The sequence below is a fragment of the Amycolatopsis sp. NPDC000009 genome, from assembly GCF_055563465.1.
This window is the reverse complement of sequence record NZ_JBVHDI010000002.1, coordinates 62,945-77,955: the sequence shown is the minus strand read 5'-3', so window position 1 is coordinate 77,955 and position 15,011 is coordinate 62,945. Positions and strand designations below refer to the sequence as shown.

Below are 15,011 nucleotides of genomic sequence, written 5' to 3'. Positions count from 1 at the left end.
CCTGAGCGAAGCGAGGAGGTCCGATGGACGCCGTCCTGGACGACCTCGCCCGGCACTGGTGGCTGTACGCCGCGATCCCGTTCGTCGCCGCGCTGATCGGCTACGTCACCAAACGCGTCGCCATCGAGATGATGTTCAAACCGCTCGAGTTCATCGGGATCAAGCCGTTCCTCGGCTGGCAGGGCGTGGTGCCCAAACACGGCGGGCGGATGGCCGCCGTCGCGACCGAGCTGCTGACGTCGAACCTGCTGGACGTCAAGGAGGTCTTCCGGCGGATCGACCCGGCGATCATCACGCGCGAGATCGAGCAGCCACTGCTGCGGGCCGTGGACGAGGTTGCCCGCGAAGTGCTCGAAAAGCACCATCCCCGGCTCTGGGAGGTCATGCCGACGATGGCGCAGGAGCTGCTGATCAAGCAGGTCCAGGCGTCGACGCCGCGGCTGGTGCGCGAGTTCATGACGGAGATGACCGAGAACCTCGACGAGGTGCTCGACTTCCGGCACATGACCGTGCAGCGGCTCACCAGGGACAAGAAACTGCTCGTCCGGCTGATCCGCGAGACTTCGCGGCCGGAGATGGCGTTCATCGCGCGCACGGGGATCTACTTCGGCTTCGGGCTCGGCATCGTGCAGGCGATCGTCTGGGCGGCGACGAAGGAACCGTGGGTACTGCCGATCTTCGGCGGCTGCATCGGGCTGTTCACCGACTGGCTGGCGATCAAGCTGATCTTCGTGCCGCGTGAGCCGGTGCGGTTCGGCCGGGTGATCCTGCAGGGCAAGTTCCAGCGGCGGCGGGCCGAGGTCGCGCATCAGTACGGCGAGCTGATCGCGAACGAGATCCTCACCGTGCCGAACCTGCTCGACGCCGTCCTGCGCGGGCCGCGGTCGGACCGGCTGTACGCGCTGGTCGAGCGGCTCGTGGCGCGGGCCGTCGACGAGCAGGCGAGCGTCGCGAAACCGGTGGTCGCGATGGCCGTCGGCGGGCAGCGGCTGCAGGAGATCAAACAGGCGGCCGCGCGGAAGGCGCTGGAGCGGCTGCCGCCGACGATCCACCACGCCGAGGGCTACCTGACCGAGGCGATGGACGTCGCGAAGATCGTCGAGCGGCGGATGCTCGGGCTGACCCCGCTGGAGTTCGAGGGGCTGCTGAGGCCGGCGTTCCGGCAGGACGAGTGGAAGCTCATCGCGGTGGGCGGGGTCATCGGGTTCCTGGTCGGCGAGCTGCAGGTCCTCCTGATGCTCCACTGACCTGCGTTTAGCGGGCTAAACGCGATCCGCTAGGACACGGCGGGCTGTGCCACGGCCGTCGGCTCGACGCGGACCCGCGACGAACGCCCGCGCAGCCACGCGATGAGACGGCAGACGAGGTAGATCACGAACGAGATCGTCGTGACGAAGGCGCTCACCGGCTTCCCCGGCGCCAGCGAAAGGATGATCCCGCCGAGCGCGGCGATCTCCGCGAACACGATCGACAGCACGGTCGCCTTCCACGGGCTCGCCGTGACCCGCGCGGCCGCCGCGGCCGGGGTCACCATCAGCGAGACCACCAGCAGCGCGCCGACGATCTGCACGCCGAGCGCGCTCGAGATCCCGACCAGCACCGCGAAGATCAGCGACAGCAGCCGCACCGGCACGCCGCGCGCCGTCGCGACCGCCGGGTCGACCGTGGCGAACAGCAGCGGCCGGTAGATCACCGCGAGCACCACCAGCACGACGACCGAGGCGCCGACGAGCAGGTTCAGGTTGGTCGAGTCGATGGTGATGATCTGCCCGACCAGGATGCCGAACTTGTTGGCGCTGCGGCCGTCGTAGAACGACAGCAGCAGGACGCCCATACCGAGGCCGAAGGCGAGGATCACGCCGATCACGGAGTCGCGTTCGGACTCGCGGCCGCCGAGGAGCCCGATCAGCAGGGCGGCGATGACCGCGCCCGCGAGGCCGCCGAGTTCGACGCCGACCCCCAGCAGCAGCGCGCCCGCCGCGCCGGTGAAGGCCAGCTCGGCGGTGCCGTGCACGGCGAACGACATCCGCCGCATGACCACCAGCGGGCCGAGCACCCCGGCGACCAGGCCGAGGACGGCGGCCGCGAGCAACGCCGTCTGAACGAAATCGAGACCGAGGAGTTCGCCGGTCAGGGCGAAGTCGAACATCTTGTCCACGGCGCTAGGAAGCCTGTTCGTCGATGTGGTGGGGTTCGTCCTCGCACAGCGCGCTCTGCGCACCGGCGACGTGGATCTGCCCGCCGACCTTCAGCACCTCGATGCGGGTGCCGTACAGCTCGGACAGGGTCTCCGAGTTCATCACCTCGTCCGGCTTGCCGACCCGGAACTGGCCGTTCACCAGATACAGCACCCGGTCCACATAGGACAGGATCGGGTTGATCTCGTGGGTGACGAACAGGACGGCCGTCCCGGCGGAGCGCCGCCGCTCGTCGATCAGCTCGCTGACCGCGCGCTGGTGCGCGAGGTCGAGGGAGAGCAGCGGCTCGTCGCAGAGCAGGACTTCGGGGTCGCCGACCAGGGATTGCGCGACGCGGAGCCGCTGCTGTTCGCCGCCGGAAAGCCGCCCCACCGGCTGCTTCGCGTACGCCTGCGCGCCGACGGACTCGATCGCCCGCGCCACCAGCTGACGCCGCTTCGAAATCCCGAAAAGCCCCGTGCCCCACCGGTGCCCGTCCAGGCCGAGGCCGACCAGGTCCACCCCGCGCATCGTCAGGCTCTCGTCGAGGGCGCGCTGCTGCGGGATGTAGCCGATCCGCCGGTTCGTCCCGCCGGGGCGCCGCCCCGCGATTTCGACCGTGCCCTCGGGCAGCCCCTGCTGGCCGAGCAGCACCTTGAGCAGGCTGCTCTTCCCGGAGCCGTTCGGCCCGAGGATGGCGAGGAACTCGCCGGGCTCGACGTCGAGGTCGAGCCCGGACCAGAGGGTCCTGGTGCCGAACGCGAGGCTCGCCCCGCGGACACGGACCGCGGGGCGAGCTTCGGCGGGTACGGAGGTCACTACTTCAGTGCTCCGGCCAGCGCGTCCACTTCCTTGGTCATCCATGCAATGTAGTCGGTCACACCCTGGGGCAGCGTTTCGGTGACGTCGACGACCGCGATCCCGGCGTTCTTGGCGTCGCCGACGACCTGCTGGGTGACCGGGGTGGTGGTCTGCGCGTTGTTGACCAGTGCCTTGACCTGCTTGCCGGAGATCAGCTGCTTGACCTCGTTGAGCGCGGCGGCGGGCACGTCCTGCTCCGCTTCCACGGCCTCGGCGAAGGCCGGCGGCGTCGCGTCGGTGACCTTCGCGCTGTCGAGCAGGTAGTGCGCGACGGGCTCGGTCGCGACGACCTTCGCGCCCGAGGCGCCCAGACCCGAGACCTTCTTCAGGAGCTCCTGCGTCTTGCCCTTGAACGCGGTCGCGTTGGCGGTGAAGGCGTCCTTCGACGCGGGCTGGATCTCGCCGAGCTTCGCGGCGATCTGGTCGGCGACCTTCTCGACGCCGGGCAGGCTGTACCAGACGTGCTCGTTCTCGTTGCCGGTCGCGGCGATGTCGACGGCGACCAGCTTCTGCGCGCCGGTGGCCTGGTCGGCCAGCTTGGAGAAGAAGTCGTCGTAGCCGCCGCCGTTGGACAGCGTCAGCTTCGCGTTCTTCGCGGCGACGGCGTCGCTCGCGGTGGTCTCGTAGGAGTGCGGGTCGGCCGAGGGGTCGTGGATGATCGAGGTGACCTCGACCTTGTCGCCGCCGACGGCGGTCACGACGCTGCCCCAGACGTCGGTGGAGGCGACGACCTTGATCTTCTCGCCGCCGCCCGGGTTCGCGGCGGACGCGTTCTGCGAACCGGAGCCCGTCGACGCCTTGTCGCTCGACGCGCAGGCCGTCGCGCCGAGCGCGAGGACGGCCATGGCCGAAACGGCCGCGAAAACACTCTTGGTACGGCGGGAATTCATTTACTGCACTCCTGCGGATGCCCTGGCCAGGTGTCCCCAATGCCGGGTAATGGAAACCGTTGTCAGATTCAACTGTACCCCATCCGGATGACGATGCCTCCGGTCCAGGTCCGAGCTGTACCCAGGGTCACTCTGAATCGAGACCTGCCACACGCCGGGTGATGCTTCTGCAAAACGTTCTGAACCGTTACGGTTTGCGGATGGGCCGTCCTATCCGCACCAGGAGGCAGGCGACACTGGCGTCGTTGGCCGCAGAGCTCGGTGTGTCGAGGACCACCGTCTCGAACGCCTACAACCGACCGGACCAGTTGTCCCCTGAGCTGCGCCGTCGCGTCCTCGAGACCGCACGCCGCCTTGGTTACCCGGGCCCGGACCCGGTGGCCCGCTCACTGCGGACGCGCAAAGCCGGCGCCGTCGGTCTTCTGCTCACCGAGAACCTCTCCTACGCCTTCCGCGATCCCGCCGCCGTCGGGGTGCTCGAGGGGCTCGCGCTGGCCTGCGAAGACGCGGGCGTCGGCCTGCACCTGGTCCCGGCGAGCCCGGGCAGGGAGGACGTCGCGGCCGTGCACCGCGCCGGCGTCGACGGTTTCGTCGTCTACTCGGTGCCCGACGACGACCCGCATCTCGGCGCCGTACTGGAACGCCCGGTGCCGACGGTGATCGTCGACCAGCCGCGCGTCGACGGCGTCGACCGGGTCGGCCCGGACGACGCGGCCGCGGTCACCGCCATGGCCGACCACCTCATCTCGCTGGGCCACCGGCAGATCGGCGTGCTGTGCATGCGGCTGGCCCGCGAGCGCAACGACGACTTCGTCTCCATCCAGCGGCAGAGCGCCGCGCACTTCCACGTCCAGCGCATCCGCCTGGAGGCGCTGGCCGCCGCGTTCTCTGCGGCCGGGGTCGACTGGGCGACGGTGCCGGTGGTCGAGCGCTTCGACCACACGGTGGATGACGGCGCGTCGGCCGCACGCCAGCTGCTCGACGCGTATCCGCAGGTCACCGCCGTGATCTGCACCTCGGACATCCTCGCCCTCGGTGCGCTGGCCGAGGCGGAGCGCCGGGGCCTGCGCGTGCCGCAGGATCTGACGGTCACCGGGTTCGACGGCATCACCGAGGCCGAACGCTCGGGGCTCACCACGGTCCACCAGCCGGTGCTCGAAAAGGGCAAGGCGGCGGGCAAGCTGCTGCTCAGCTCGGCCGACCGGGTCGGGCCGAAGGTGATCACCCTGCACACGGAACTGCGGGTCGGCCGCACGTCGGCACCGCCACGAACGGCCGAAGAACGCTGGTTCGGGCCGTGATCCACGCCCGCTCGCGTTGCTCTCCCCCGGCGGGTCGGTTCCAATGAGCGTGTGACCTCAATCGACGTACTGCTCAAGCGCAACCAGGAGCTGGGTGACGTCACTCCTGGTGACCGCTCGTCCCCGAGGCCATCACTCCAGGTGGCGATTCTGACCTGCATGGACGCCCGTATCCGGGTGTTCGAGATCTTCGGCCTGATCCAGGGCGAGTCCCACATCCTGCGCAACGCGGGCGGGGTCGTCACCGACGACGTGATCCGCTCGCTCGCGCTCAGCCAGCGAAAGCTCGGCACGCGCGAGGTGCTGATCGTGCAGCACACCGACTGCGGCCTGTCCATGGTCACCGAAGACGACTTCAAGGACGAACTCGAAGCCGCCAGCGGACTGCGCCCGACGTGGTCGGTCGAGGCGTTCCGGGAGGTGGAGGACAGCGTGCGCCGGTCGGTGCAACGTGTCCGGCGCAGCGACTTCCTCCCGCACACCGACAACGTGCGCGGGTTCGTCTACGACGTGAAGCTGGGCCGCCTGACCGAGGTCGCGTAGGGGTTTTAAGCTGGCTCGGTGGGCGTCGACGCGGATGTGCTGACCGAGTGGTTCGACGAAGTGGGGCGCGACCTCCCTTGGCGTGAGCCGGAATGCTCCGCCTGGGGCGTGCTCGTCAGCGAGATCATGTTGCAGCAGACCCCGGTCGCGCGGGTCCAGCCGATCTGGCTCGACTGGATGGCGCGCTGGCCGGTGCCGTCGGCGCTGGCGGCGTCGTCGCAGGGCGAGGTCGTGCGCGCCTGGGGCAAACTCGGCTACCCGCGGCGCGCGTTGCGGCTGCACGCCGCGGCGGCCGTCATCGCCGCCGAACACGGCGACGTCGTTCCGTCCGATGTGGACATTCTGCTCGCGTTGCCGGGTATCGGCGCGTACACCGCGCGCGCCGTCGCGGCCTTCGCCTACGGCAAGCGGGCTCCGGTGGTGGACACGAACGTCCGGCGCGTGGTGGCCAGGGCGGTACACGGCGCGGGTGACGCCGGGCCGCCGTCGAACACCCGCGACATGGCCGACGTCGAGGCGCTGCTGCCGCCGGAAGACGCGCCCGCCGCGAAACTCTCGGCCGCCCTGATGGAACTCGGCGCGCTCGTCTGCACCGCGCGTTCGCCGCGCTGCGCGGACTGCCCGATCTACGACGGCTGCGCGTGGCAGCACGCGGGACGGCCCGCGTACGCCGGGCCCGCGAAGCAGGTCCAGAAGTTCGCCGGCACCGACCGCCAGGTGCGCGGGTTGCTGCTCGACGTCCTGCGCGGCAGCGAAGGCCCGGTCGAAAAGGCGCGGCTCGACCTCGTCTGGCACGAATCCGGGCAGCGCGACCGCTGCCTCGACTCCCTGCTGGTGGACGGGCTGCTCGAACAGACAAGGGACGGCCTGTTCGCCCTCCCTGGCGAACACTAACGCACTACGACAAAAGTTGGTCAATGGTTGTCACCGGCGCGATGGCGGGTTAGTTTTCCGGCCAACGCGCATGATGGGAGTTTCGCCCGTGGCCGACTTCGACCGACGTACCGCGCTCAAGGGCGGCCTGACGGTAAGCGCCGTCGGGCTACTGGGGACAGCGACGATTTCCGCCGCCGACGCGGCGTCCGGGGTGACAGAACCGAAGATCCACGGAACGGCCGCGTGGAACGCGCGACCGCCGAGCGGGACGATCGAGGTGCAGAACCACAAGCCGACGTACATCGTCGTGCACCACACGGTCGAACCGGGGAACGTCACCGACTACACGCTCGAACACGCCTTCTGGGCGTCGCGTGCGATCCAGAACTTCCACATGGACACCCGTGGCTGGATCGACACCGGCCAGCAGTTCACGAACAGCCGCGGCGGGCACATCACCGAAGGGCGGCATCGCAGCCTGGAGATCCTGCGCGGCGGAACCAAGCACGTGCTGGGCGCGAACGTGGGCAACAACAACAGCACCTGCATCGGGATCGAGAACGAAGGCCTCTACAGCACAGAGGACGTCACGCCCGCGCTCTGGGACTCGCTGGTGAAGCTGGTCGCGTACATGGCTTCGCAGTACGGCATCTCGCCGGAATTCATCAAGGGACACCGGGACTTCAACTCCACCGAATGCCCGGGGACCGTGCTGTACGACCGGCTTCCGGAGCTGCGCACCGAGGTCGGGAAGCTGCTGGGTTCTTCGTCGCCGAAGGCGGACCTGCCGGAGTGGCCACTGCTCAAACCCGGTGACAGCGGGCCGCGGGTGCGGATGGCCCAGGAACTCCTGCGGGCACGCGGTTTCGCCGTCCCCGCCGACGGCCTTTTCGGACAGTCCACAAAGGACGCCGTCGCCGCGGTGGCGGCACGGCACGGGCTGGAGCGCGACGCCTGCGGCGCGACGGCGGCGACCGACGAGACCGGCTTCCTCGGCTCCGACGTCTGGCCGCTCATCGTCGGGCCCGGCACCGATCTCCGGGCGCTGAAAGCACGACTCGCCGGCTGAACAGCAGCGGCGAGAGGACCACCAAGGCGGCGCACCACGGGAGCAGACCCGTTCCCAGCGGCAGCACCAGTCCGCCGATGAGCGCGCCCCCGGCGACGGCGCCGTTCCAGGCCGCGATCGTGAGCGACTGGGCGGCGTCGGCCGTGGGGCCCGCGAGCAAGGCGGTGACGGCCTGGAACGCGGTCGGCGCACCGCCGAAGCCCAGACCCCACAGGGCGGCGGCCACCAGCACGAGACCGTGGACACCGTCGCAGATCCCCAGCAGGACGATGGCGGCGGCGGTCACGGCGGTGCAGGACAGCAGCACCGCGCGCGGGCGGTCGTCGAGGGCGGAGCCGACCGCGGCCATCCCGCCGACAGCCGCGCAGCCGAACACCAGCAGCGCCGCGCCCAGCAACGCTTCGGCGTCCAGACCGGCGAGCACCGGTCCGACGTAGGTGTAGGCCACGTTGTGCCCCAACGAGAACAGCGCCACCGTCGCGAGCAGTGGACGCATCCCCGGCAGCCGTGACGCGGCCAGCGGCCGGGTGGGGCGTGCCGGATCCGCGGGAACGGCGGGCACCGCGACGAGCACCCAGGCCAGCAGCGGCACGGTGATCAGCGCCATCGCGGCGAACGCCCAGCGCCAGTCGGCCAGTTCGCCGAGCGCGGTACCGGCGGGCACGCCCAGCGCGAAGCCGATCGGCGTACCGGACATGGCCACCGCCAGCGCTCGCCCGGTGAGTCCCGGCGGGGCGAGACGCATCGCGTAGCCGGCCACGAGCGACCACATCACCCCGGTCAGCGCTCCGGAAACGATCCGGGCCGCGAGGATCACCGGGTACGACGAGGACACGGCGATCAGCAGGTTGGTGCCCAGGAAGCCCACGATCAGCGCCAGCAGCAACCGTTTCCGCGGTACCCGGAGGGTCGCGCCGGTGAGCGGGACGGCGGTGAGCGCGGTGGTGAGCGCGTAGACCGTCACGAGTTGCCCGGTGGCCGAAGGGGAAACGCCCAGATCCTCGGACATGCCCAGCAGCAACCCGGCGGGCAGCACTTCGGTGAGGCAGCCGAGGAAGACCGTGGTCGTCAGCGCGAGCAGCGCGGGGAGGGGCACCATGCCCCGACGATCTCTTTCCGCGCGCGGCGCGGATAGTCCCTGGCGGGTATGCCGAGGGGTTATCGGCCGGGATAACCCGGCGGCATGACCGGCTGACAGTGCCGGGCGCGGCACGGACGTACGCACGATGACCGGGCACCCTCCCCTCGAGAGAGAAGGCTCGTTCATGACCGTGCGGCTTCGGTGGCAGGAGCCACTGTGCACCGCGTTGCTCGCCACCACGATGATCGGTGCCTGCCCGGCCTCGGCGGTGGCCCAGCCGGCACCCGGCAGTGACGGATACGTGCACGTCTCACCCGACGGGACGGTCCTCGGACCCGATCCCTATTACCCGAAGGACGGAAACGGCGGTTACGACGTCGGCAAGTACTCACTCGCGCTGCGGTACACGCCGTACTCGATGCTCCTGAGCGGCCGGGCGACGATCACCGCGACGGCGACCCAGGACCTGAGCCGGTTCGACCTCGACCTGCGCGGGCTCACCGTCCGGTCGGTCACCGTCGACGGGGTGGCCGCCTCGTTCCGGCGGGCGGGCGAACACGAGCTGGTGATCACCCCGCGGACTCCGCTGGCCGAAGGCAGGCCGTTCACCGTGGTGGTCGACTACGACGGGCGCCCGGAACCGATCCCCACCGCGCGGGGCCGGGTCGGCTGGCTCGCCGCCTACGGTGATTCGGCCGTGGCCACCGGGCAGCCGCGTTCGGCGATGACCTGGTTCCCCGTCAACAACACCGAAGCCGACAAGGCCGCCCTGCACGTCTCCGTCACCGTCCAGAACGAATTCTCCGTGCTGGGCAACGGTTCCCCGGTCTCCGACGTGCCGGCGGGACCGGGACTGCACACCGTCACCTGGTCGGAGGAAACCGCCCTCGCGCCGAGTACGGCGATGCTCGGCATCGGGCGCTGGGAGGTCGAGAGGATCGCTCTTCCCGGTGGTCGCACGGCGATCAACGCCTACCATCCGTGCGCCGTGGACAAACGGCGGCTCGGCGGGCGGCTGCCCGAGGTCCTGGAATTCCTCACCGGGAAGTTCGGTGACTACCCGCAGTCGGCGGCGGGCGGGCTGTTCCTCGACCGCTCCCTCGGCTACACGCACGGCGCGCAGACCCGGCCGGTGTACGGCCGCGCCGCCACCATGGCCGATCTGGTGTACGCCGTCGCGTACCAATGGTGGGGAGCCGGGGTGAGCGGCAAGATGTGGCGCGACGCGCTGATGTCCGAGTCCGTCGCGCGGTACGCGGTCTGGCTGTGGGACGAGACCAAGAACGGCGCCGACCTGGACCGCCGCTACCGGGAGATGGTGGCCGAGGTGCGCGACGACCCGGCTTTCTGGGCGCCCAAGCTCACCGATCCGGGCAAGGGCGCCGAATTCGCGCCGACGACCAAGGCGGTACTGATGGTGCACGCGCTGCGCCGTCTCATCGGCGACGACGCGTTCTTCCAGATCCTGGCGGGTTTCCCGATGATCAACCCGCAGGGAAACCAGAACTGGCACGACTTCGAGCTCTACGTCTCCGCGATGACCCAGCGCGATCTCGGCGAGTTCGACCGGGCCTGGCTGGACGGCACGGTGCGACCACCGGACGCGCTCCTCTTTCCCGGCAGCTGAACGACCTCGTGAGTGGTAAGGACGGTTCTAACCGTCCTTACCACTCACGAGGCCTGGCCAGGTACTCGGCGTAGACGGGGGCCTTTCGCGCCTCGGCCCAGTACGTTTCGACCACGGCGGCGAGCAGCTCCTCCCGCCGCCCCGCCACGAAGGTCTCCCGGTTCCAAGCGAGAACGTGCCGGCGCGGCAGCACGTCCCCACGCAGCGGCCGGGGCACGATGCCGTGGTTCCCCGGATGGCAGATCGGTTGCGACAGCCCGATCGCACCCGCCTTGACCACCAGCAGCGCCACCTGCTGCGAAGTCACCTGATGGGTGAACGACGGACTGAAACCGTGTCGCGCGCACGTGTCGGCGAAGTACTTGAGGAACGTGGCCGCCGACGAATCGGACACCATCACCCACGATTCGTCCCGCAGGTCGCGCAGGTCGACGACCTTCTCTCGCGCCAGCGGATGACGCTCCGGCAGCAGGACGAAGGTCGGCTCGGTCACCACCACCGCGGTGTCCACGTTCGCGGGGATTTCGAGCTCGTATCCCGGATAGTCCTTGACCAGCCCCAATTCCGCGCGTCTCTGGGCCAGCAGTGGCAACAGTCGCTCGGGATGGTCGTCGTGCACGACCTGCACCTCGGAGACCTCGGGCCACAAGCCGGTCACCAGCGACGGCAGGTGCGCCACCAGCGCGCTGGCCACCGCGACCACCCGGACCACGTCGGGCGGACCGCCGGGGCAGCCGCGCTGCTCGATGTCTTCGAGCAGTTTGTCCAGCTGGGGCAGCAAAGCGGCGGTGCGACGCAGCAGCAGTTCGCCCATCGGCGTCGGGGTCACGCCGCCCTCGGACCGGTCGAACAACCGGTAACCCAGCATGTTCTCCAGTCGTTTGAGTTGCGCGGAGACCGCGGGCTGGGTGACACCGAGCGCGATCGCGGCACGGGAAAGGCTGCCCGTGTCCGCGATCGCCCTGATCACCCGCAGGTGGTGGACATCCAGCTGTACGACGTCGAACTCCTTTGTCACGAACGGGTTTTCGACCCGCCGGAAGAAGTCATGGCCGTGGCGGACACCGCGGCCGTGGTCCGTCTGCCGAGAAGAACATACAGGAGGAAGGCGCCGAGAACGGAGTTCACGGTGGGGATTCCCCACGGCAGCCAGGCCCCTGCCGCCGCCCCGGCCACCCAGCAGATCAGCGCGGATGGAACCCAGGACGGGCAGGTGGACGGCAGCTCTCCGGACGCGCGGGTGGCGTCCAAATCCGGTTTCCAGCGCCGGACCACGTAGTACTCGGCGATCACCACGCCGGCCACCGGTGGGGTGAGCACGCCGACCCACGTCAGGAAGGTGGTGAAGTGGTCGAGGACGCCGATCGCGGAGAGCACCGTGCCGAGACCACCGAGCAGCAGGGTCGCGGCGGTGCGGTCCAGCCGCCGTGACAGCAGCACCTGCACGGTGTTCACCAGCCCGAGCGAGGACGAATAGAGGTTCCAGTCGTTGATCTTCAGGATCGCGGTGACCAGGATCAGCGTGCCGAGCACACCGGACGACGAGGTGATGATCCCGACCACGTCGGCGCTTTTCGCCGCGTGCGCGAGCAGGACGCCGATCAGGCCGATGAGGTACTGGCCGAGGGTGACGCTGACCAGGGTCTGCTTCACCACGTCGGACGCCGTCCGGTTGAACCGGGTCATGTCCGGCGTCATGATCGCGCCCATGATGAACGCGCCCGCCACCAGCGTGGTGCCCTGTGCCAGCGACATCGACGGTCCCGGTGGCGGTTCGGCCATCAGCGCGGACAGGGAATGGTCGCCGAGCGCCGAGACGATCGAAAACCCCGCCAGCGCCAGAAAAGCGGGCACCGTCAGATACGCCGTCCAGGCCATCGCGTGGAAGCCGAACACGACGATCGCGGTGACCAGCGCGCCGCCCGCGAGCGCCCACACCCACACCGGCGGGCCGCCCATCAAGGCGTGGAGGCCGTGGGCGAACACGTCGTTCTGCACCCCGAACCAGCCTGCCAGGCTCAACGTCATCAGGAGCCCGACCAGCGACGATCCGCCGGTGCCGAATCCGGTCCAGCGCGCGAGAACCGACGTCGAAAGCCCTTCTCTGGTACCGGCCACGCCCATCAAGATGGTGATGATCTCCAGCAGCACCGAACCGATCGTGATGGCCAGTACCGCTTCCCAGAAGGTCATTCCGAAGCCGAGCACCGCGCCGAGCAGGAACTGGTGGAACGAGGACACCTGCCCGAACCGCTGCAACGCGACGGAAATCCAGGAGTAGCGGCGTTCGGCGGGCACCCGCCGGAGGGAGAAGTCGTCGTGTTCCACGGTCACTCCACTCGTTCCGGGACGGCTTGTTCGAGGACGACGAAGCCCTGGCCCGGCAACGGCCGCCACGAGAGTTCGCCGCGGTAGAGCCGTTCGAGGAAGGCGACCCGCTGGTGATAGGCGAACACGGAGCTTTCGACCCCGGCCACGGCGACGGTGCCGACGAACATCGGTAATTCGGCGAGGAAGTACCGGACCGCGCTGCGCAGCTGGTCACGCGTGGGATGTTCGCCTTCGGGCAGCCGCCGGTCCAGCACCCAGCGCGTGGCGCCGAGGCACTGCCCGGCGAATTCCGGATCGGTGGCGAACCGGTGGTGTGCCTCGGAAAGCAGGCCGAGATACGCGCTGTCGGCTTCGAGCGCGGCGGAGTCCAGGATCAAGGCGTGCGGATCCGGCACACAGATCTGCTCCAGCGCGCGGACGATCTTGTTCCGCGTGTAATTGCCCTGCCGCTGCGCCTTCTGAGCGGCGCGGACCGGGTCGTAGCCGAGCGCTTCGAGGGTGAACGCGGACGGGCCGTCGGGGACGAAGAAATGAAAACCGTGAAAGGCCGACATGGCCCAGCGGGCGAGATCGGCGATACGGTCGACCGTGAAATGGCTGTTGAACGGGCTGACACCCAGGCAAACGTGCTCGGCTCGCGCCAGCGGATCAGCGCAATGTTCCGTGAGCGGCAGTGGTCGCGGCAAGACGGCTCCTGATTCGCGTGATATGCGGGGCGTCGACCGAACGTAGCCACGACCGGATGGCACGGGTATTGCCACCGGATGTTGTCACCGGGTTATGAGAAATCGGGTGTCTCGACTTTCGGGGGTGCCGGGCGCGAACGGGTCGCGGTATACGAAGTCATGGAGATTCAGGTTCGGCATCTTCGCGTGATCTGTGAGATAGCCGCCTCCGGCAGCCTCAACCGCGCCGCGGCCGCACTGGGGCTCGGCCAGCCCGCGCTCAGCCACCAGCTGCGCCGGATCGAGCGGATGGTCGGCGGCCCGCTGTTCCACCGCGACCAGCACGGGGTGCGCCCCACCGAGCTCGGTGCCCTGATCCTGCGGCGGGCGCGGGCGATCGTGCTCACGTTCGATGAACTGGAACACGACTTCCACCGCCAGGAACCCGGGACGGGCGAATCGCTCAGGATCGGCTGGAACGACAGCGCCATCACGGGTTCACTGCTCGGCGGACTGCGCGACCTGTGCCCCGGCGAGCCGTTCCGCACGCGCGCCGACACGTCGCGCACGCGGCTGCTCGCGCAGGTGGCGAACCGGGGCATCGATCTCGCGCTGATCATGATCTGCGGCGGGCGCGGCCTCCCGGTGCCGCCCGAAGTGCGGACCACGACCCTGGTCGAGGAGCCGTCGTTCGTGGCGATCCCCGCGGAACACCCGCTCGCCGGCCAGGAAGAGATCGAGCTCGCCGAGCTGGCCGGGGAGGACTGGATCGTGTCGAGCGGTGGCGACGGCTGCCGCGTGGTGTTCCGCGAAATGTGTCTCGCGCACGGTTTCGACCCCCGGATCACCCACGACGCCGACCTCGACACCACGAGGGAGGACCTGGTCAGCGGCGGGTACGGCGTCGGGCTGCTGCAGCCGACGCGGCCGGCCGCCGACGGACTGGCCATCCGGCCGCTCGCGGGCGCGCCGATGTGCGTGCGGCACGTGCTCGCCTGGCGGGAGGACGGCCGGTGCGCGTCCGGCGTCCCGGCACTCGCCGCGTCGGCGAAAGCGGGATATTGGCGGCTCGCCGAACGGACGGCGCCGTACCGCGCCTGGCTGCATCGCCACGGCAGGCTGACCGCCGGATAACCCCTCGGCATGCCGAGGCGGCACTAGAGCGGGCCCCGGACGGCGGCCGACGATGGGAATCGTCAATCACGGTCGCCGGAAAAGAAGGGACACCATGCTGCCGTTGATCACTCGTTCGGAACTGCTCTCCGGAATGGAGGACGGCTCGGTGATCGTGGTCGACACGATGCCGGTCGCCTATTTCGCGAAGGAACATCTTCCGGAAGCGCGCAACATTCCGGGTTTCCCGTACGAACGGGCCACCGAATTCACCGACCGCCTGGCACCGGCGGTGCTTCCGGACAAGGCCGCCGCGATCGTCGTCTATTGCGCGAACACGCCGTGCCGCAACAGTGAATTCGTCGGGCGGCGGCTGCTGGAGCTCGGGTACACGAACGTCCGCAAATACCGCGAAGGCATCGAAGACTGGGTCGCGAACGGATTGCCGACCTGGTCTTCGTCCTGAAAGGAGATCGT

The 15,011-nt window shown here is 69.4% G+C and carries 15 protein-coding genes; 8 read left to right on the top strand and 7 right to left on the bottom strand.

Features of this window, described 5'->3' with window-relative positions; genetic code table 11:
* Positions 1–23 precede the first annotated feature (23 nt).
* Positions 24–1,247 carry a DUF445 domain-containing protein gene (locus ACZ3HL_RS06360; protein ID WP_465529228.1) on the top strand — a complete coding sequence of 408 codons (1,224 nt, stop codon included), beginning with the start codon at positions 24–26 and terminating at the stop codon, positions 1,245–1,247.
* A 29-nt stretch (positions 1,248–1,276) separates the two neighbouring features.
* Here the strand turns inward: ACZ3HL_RS06360 and ACZ3HL_RS06355 are convergent, their stop codons facing one another.
* From ACZ3HL_RS06355 to ACZ3HL_RS06345, 3 genes are read right to left on the bottom strand one after another with little or no spacing between them, the layout of a single operon-like run.
* Complete coding sequence (locus ACZ3HL_RS06355) at positions 1,277–2,158, bottom strand: metal ABC transporter permease (protein ID WP_465410538.1); 882 nt, start codon at positions 2,156–2,158, stop codon at positions 1,277–1,279.
* Between the two features lie 4 nt (positions 2,159–2,162).
* Complete coding sequence (locus tag ACZ3HL_RS06350) at positions 2,163–2,996, bottom strand: metal ABC transporter ATP-binding protein (protein WP_465529226.1); 834 nt, start codon at positions 2,994–2,996, stop codon at positions 2,163–2,165.
* Entirely contained in the window at positions 2,996–3,928 is a 933-nt protein-coding gene (locus ACZ3HL_RS06345) for a metal ABC transporter solute-binding protein, Zn/Mn family (protein WP_465529224.1), read from the bottom strand. The genes ACZ3HL_RS06350 and ACZ3HL_RS06345 overlap by 1 nt, the downstream gene beginning before the upstream one ends.
* Positions 3,929–4,128: 200 nt before the next feature.
* Between ACZ3HL_RS06345 and ACZ3HL_RS06340 the strand changes: the two genes are divergently transcribed.
* From ACZ3HL_RS06340 to ACZ3HL_RS06325, 4 genes are all read left to right on the top strand, one after another.
* Positions 4,129–5,229, top strand: a complete 1,101-nt coding sequence (locus ACZ3HL_RS06340; protein ID WP_465410533.1) for a LacI family DNA-binding transcriptional regulator — start codon at positions 4,129–4,131, stop codon at positions 5,227–5,229.
* A gap of 51 nt (positions 5,230–5,280) precedes the next feature.
* Positions 5,281–5,772: a beta-class carbonic anhydrase gene (locus tag ACZ3HL_RS06335; protein WP_465410532.1), complete on the top strand. Its 492-nt coding sequence runs from the start codon at positions 5,281–5,283 to the stop codon at positions 5,770–5,772.
* 18 nt (positions 5,773–5,790) lie between these two features.
* Positions 5,791–6,666, top strand: a complete 876-nt coding sequence (locus ACZ3HL_RS06330) for an HhH-GPD family protein (RefSeq protein WP_465529222.1) — start codon at positions 5,791–5,793, stop codon at positions 6,664–6,666.
* Positions 6,667–6,754: 88 nt separating this feature from the next.
* A complete protein-coding gene (locus ACZ3HL_RS06325; protein WP_465410529.1) occupies positions 6,755–7,717 on the top strand; it encodes a peptidoglycan recognition protein family protein in 963 nt (320 codons plus the stop codon).
* On the opposite strand, the gene ACZ3HL_RS06320 is transcribed toward ACZ3HL_RS06325, so the two are convergent.
* Positions 7,662–8,816, bottom strand: a complete 1,155-nt coding sequence (locus ACZ3HL_RS06320) for an MFS transporter (protein ID WP_465529220.1) — start codon at positions 8,814–8,816, stop codon at positions 7,662–7,664. The genes ACZ3HL_RS06325 and ACZ3HL_RS06320 overlap by 56 nt on opposite strands.
* Positions 8,817–8,982: 166 nt before the next feature.
* Here ACZ3HL_RS06320 and ACZ3HL_RS06315 point away from each other — a divergent pair, with 166 nt between their 5' ends.
* The gene (locus ACZ3HL_RS06315; protein WP_465529218.1) at positions 8,983–10,425 is read left to right on the top strand and encodes a M1 family metallopeptidase; all 1,443 of its coding nucleotides are present in this window, start codon (positions 8,983–8,985) and stop codon (positions 10,423–10,425) included.
* 37 nt (positions 10,426–10,462) lie between these two features.
* Here ACZ3HL_RS06315 and ACZ3HL_RS06310 read toward each other — a convergent pair whose 3' ends face one another.
* From ACZ3HL_RS06310 to ACZ3HL_RS06300, 3 genes are read right to left on the bottom strand one after another with little or no spacing between them, the layout of a single operon-like run.
* Positions 10,463–11,443 carry a LysR family transcriptional regulator gene (locus tag ACZ3HL_RS06310; protein ID WP_465529216.1) on the bottom strand — a complete coding sequence of 327 codons (981 nt, stop codon included), beginning with the start codon at positions 11,441–11,443 and terminating at the stop codon, positions 10,463–10,465.
* On the bottom strand, positions 11,440–12,753 hold the full coding sequence (locus ACZ3HL_RS06305) for a purine-cytosine permease family protein (RefSeq protein WP_465529215.1): 1,314 nt from the start codon (positions 12,751–12,753) through the stop codon (positions 11,440–11,442). Before ACZ3HL_RS06305 ends, ACZ3HL_RS06310 begins: the two co-directional genes overlap by 4 nt.
* Positions 12,754–12,755: 2 nt before the next feature.
* On the bottom strand, positions 12,756–13,442 hold the full coding sequence (locus ACZ3HL_RS06300) for a tRNA-dependent cyclodipeptide synthase (RefSeq protein WP_465410524.1): 687 nt from the start codon (positions 13,440–13,442) through the stop codon (positions 12,756–12,758).
* A 186-nt stretch (positions 13,443–13,628) separates the two neighbouring features.
* On the opposite strand from ACZ3HL_RS06300, the gene ACZ3HL_RS06295 reads away from it, so the two are divergent.
* On the top strand, positions 13,629–14,555 hold the full coding sequence (locus ACZ3HL_RS06295; RefSeq protein WP_465529213.1) for a LysR family transcriptional regulator: 927 nt from the start codon (positions 13,629–13,631) through the stop codon (positions 14,553–14,555).
* 94 nt (positions 14,556–14,649) lie between these two features.
* On the top strand, positions 14,650–15,000 hold the full coding sequence (locus ACZ3HL_RS06290; protein WP_465410522.1) for a rhodanese-like domain-containing protein: 351 nt from the start codon (positions 14,650–14,652) through the stop codon (positions 14,998–15,000).
* Positions 15,001–15,011: the final 11 nt, after the last annotated feature.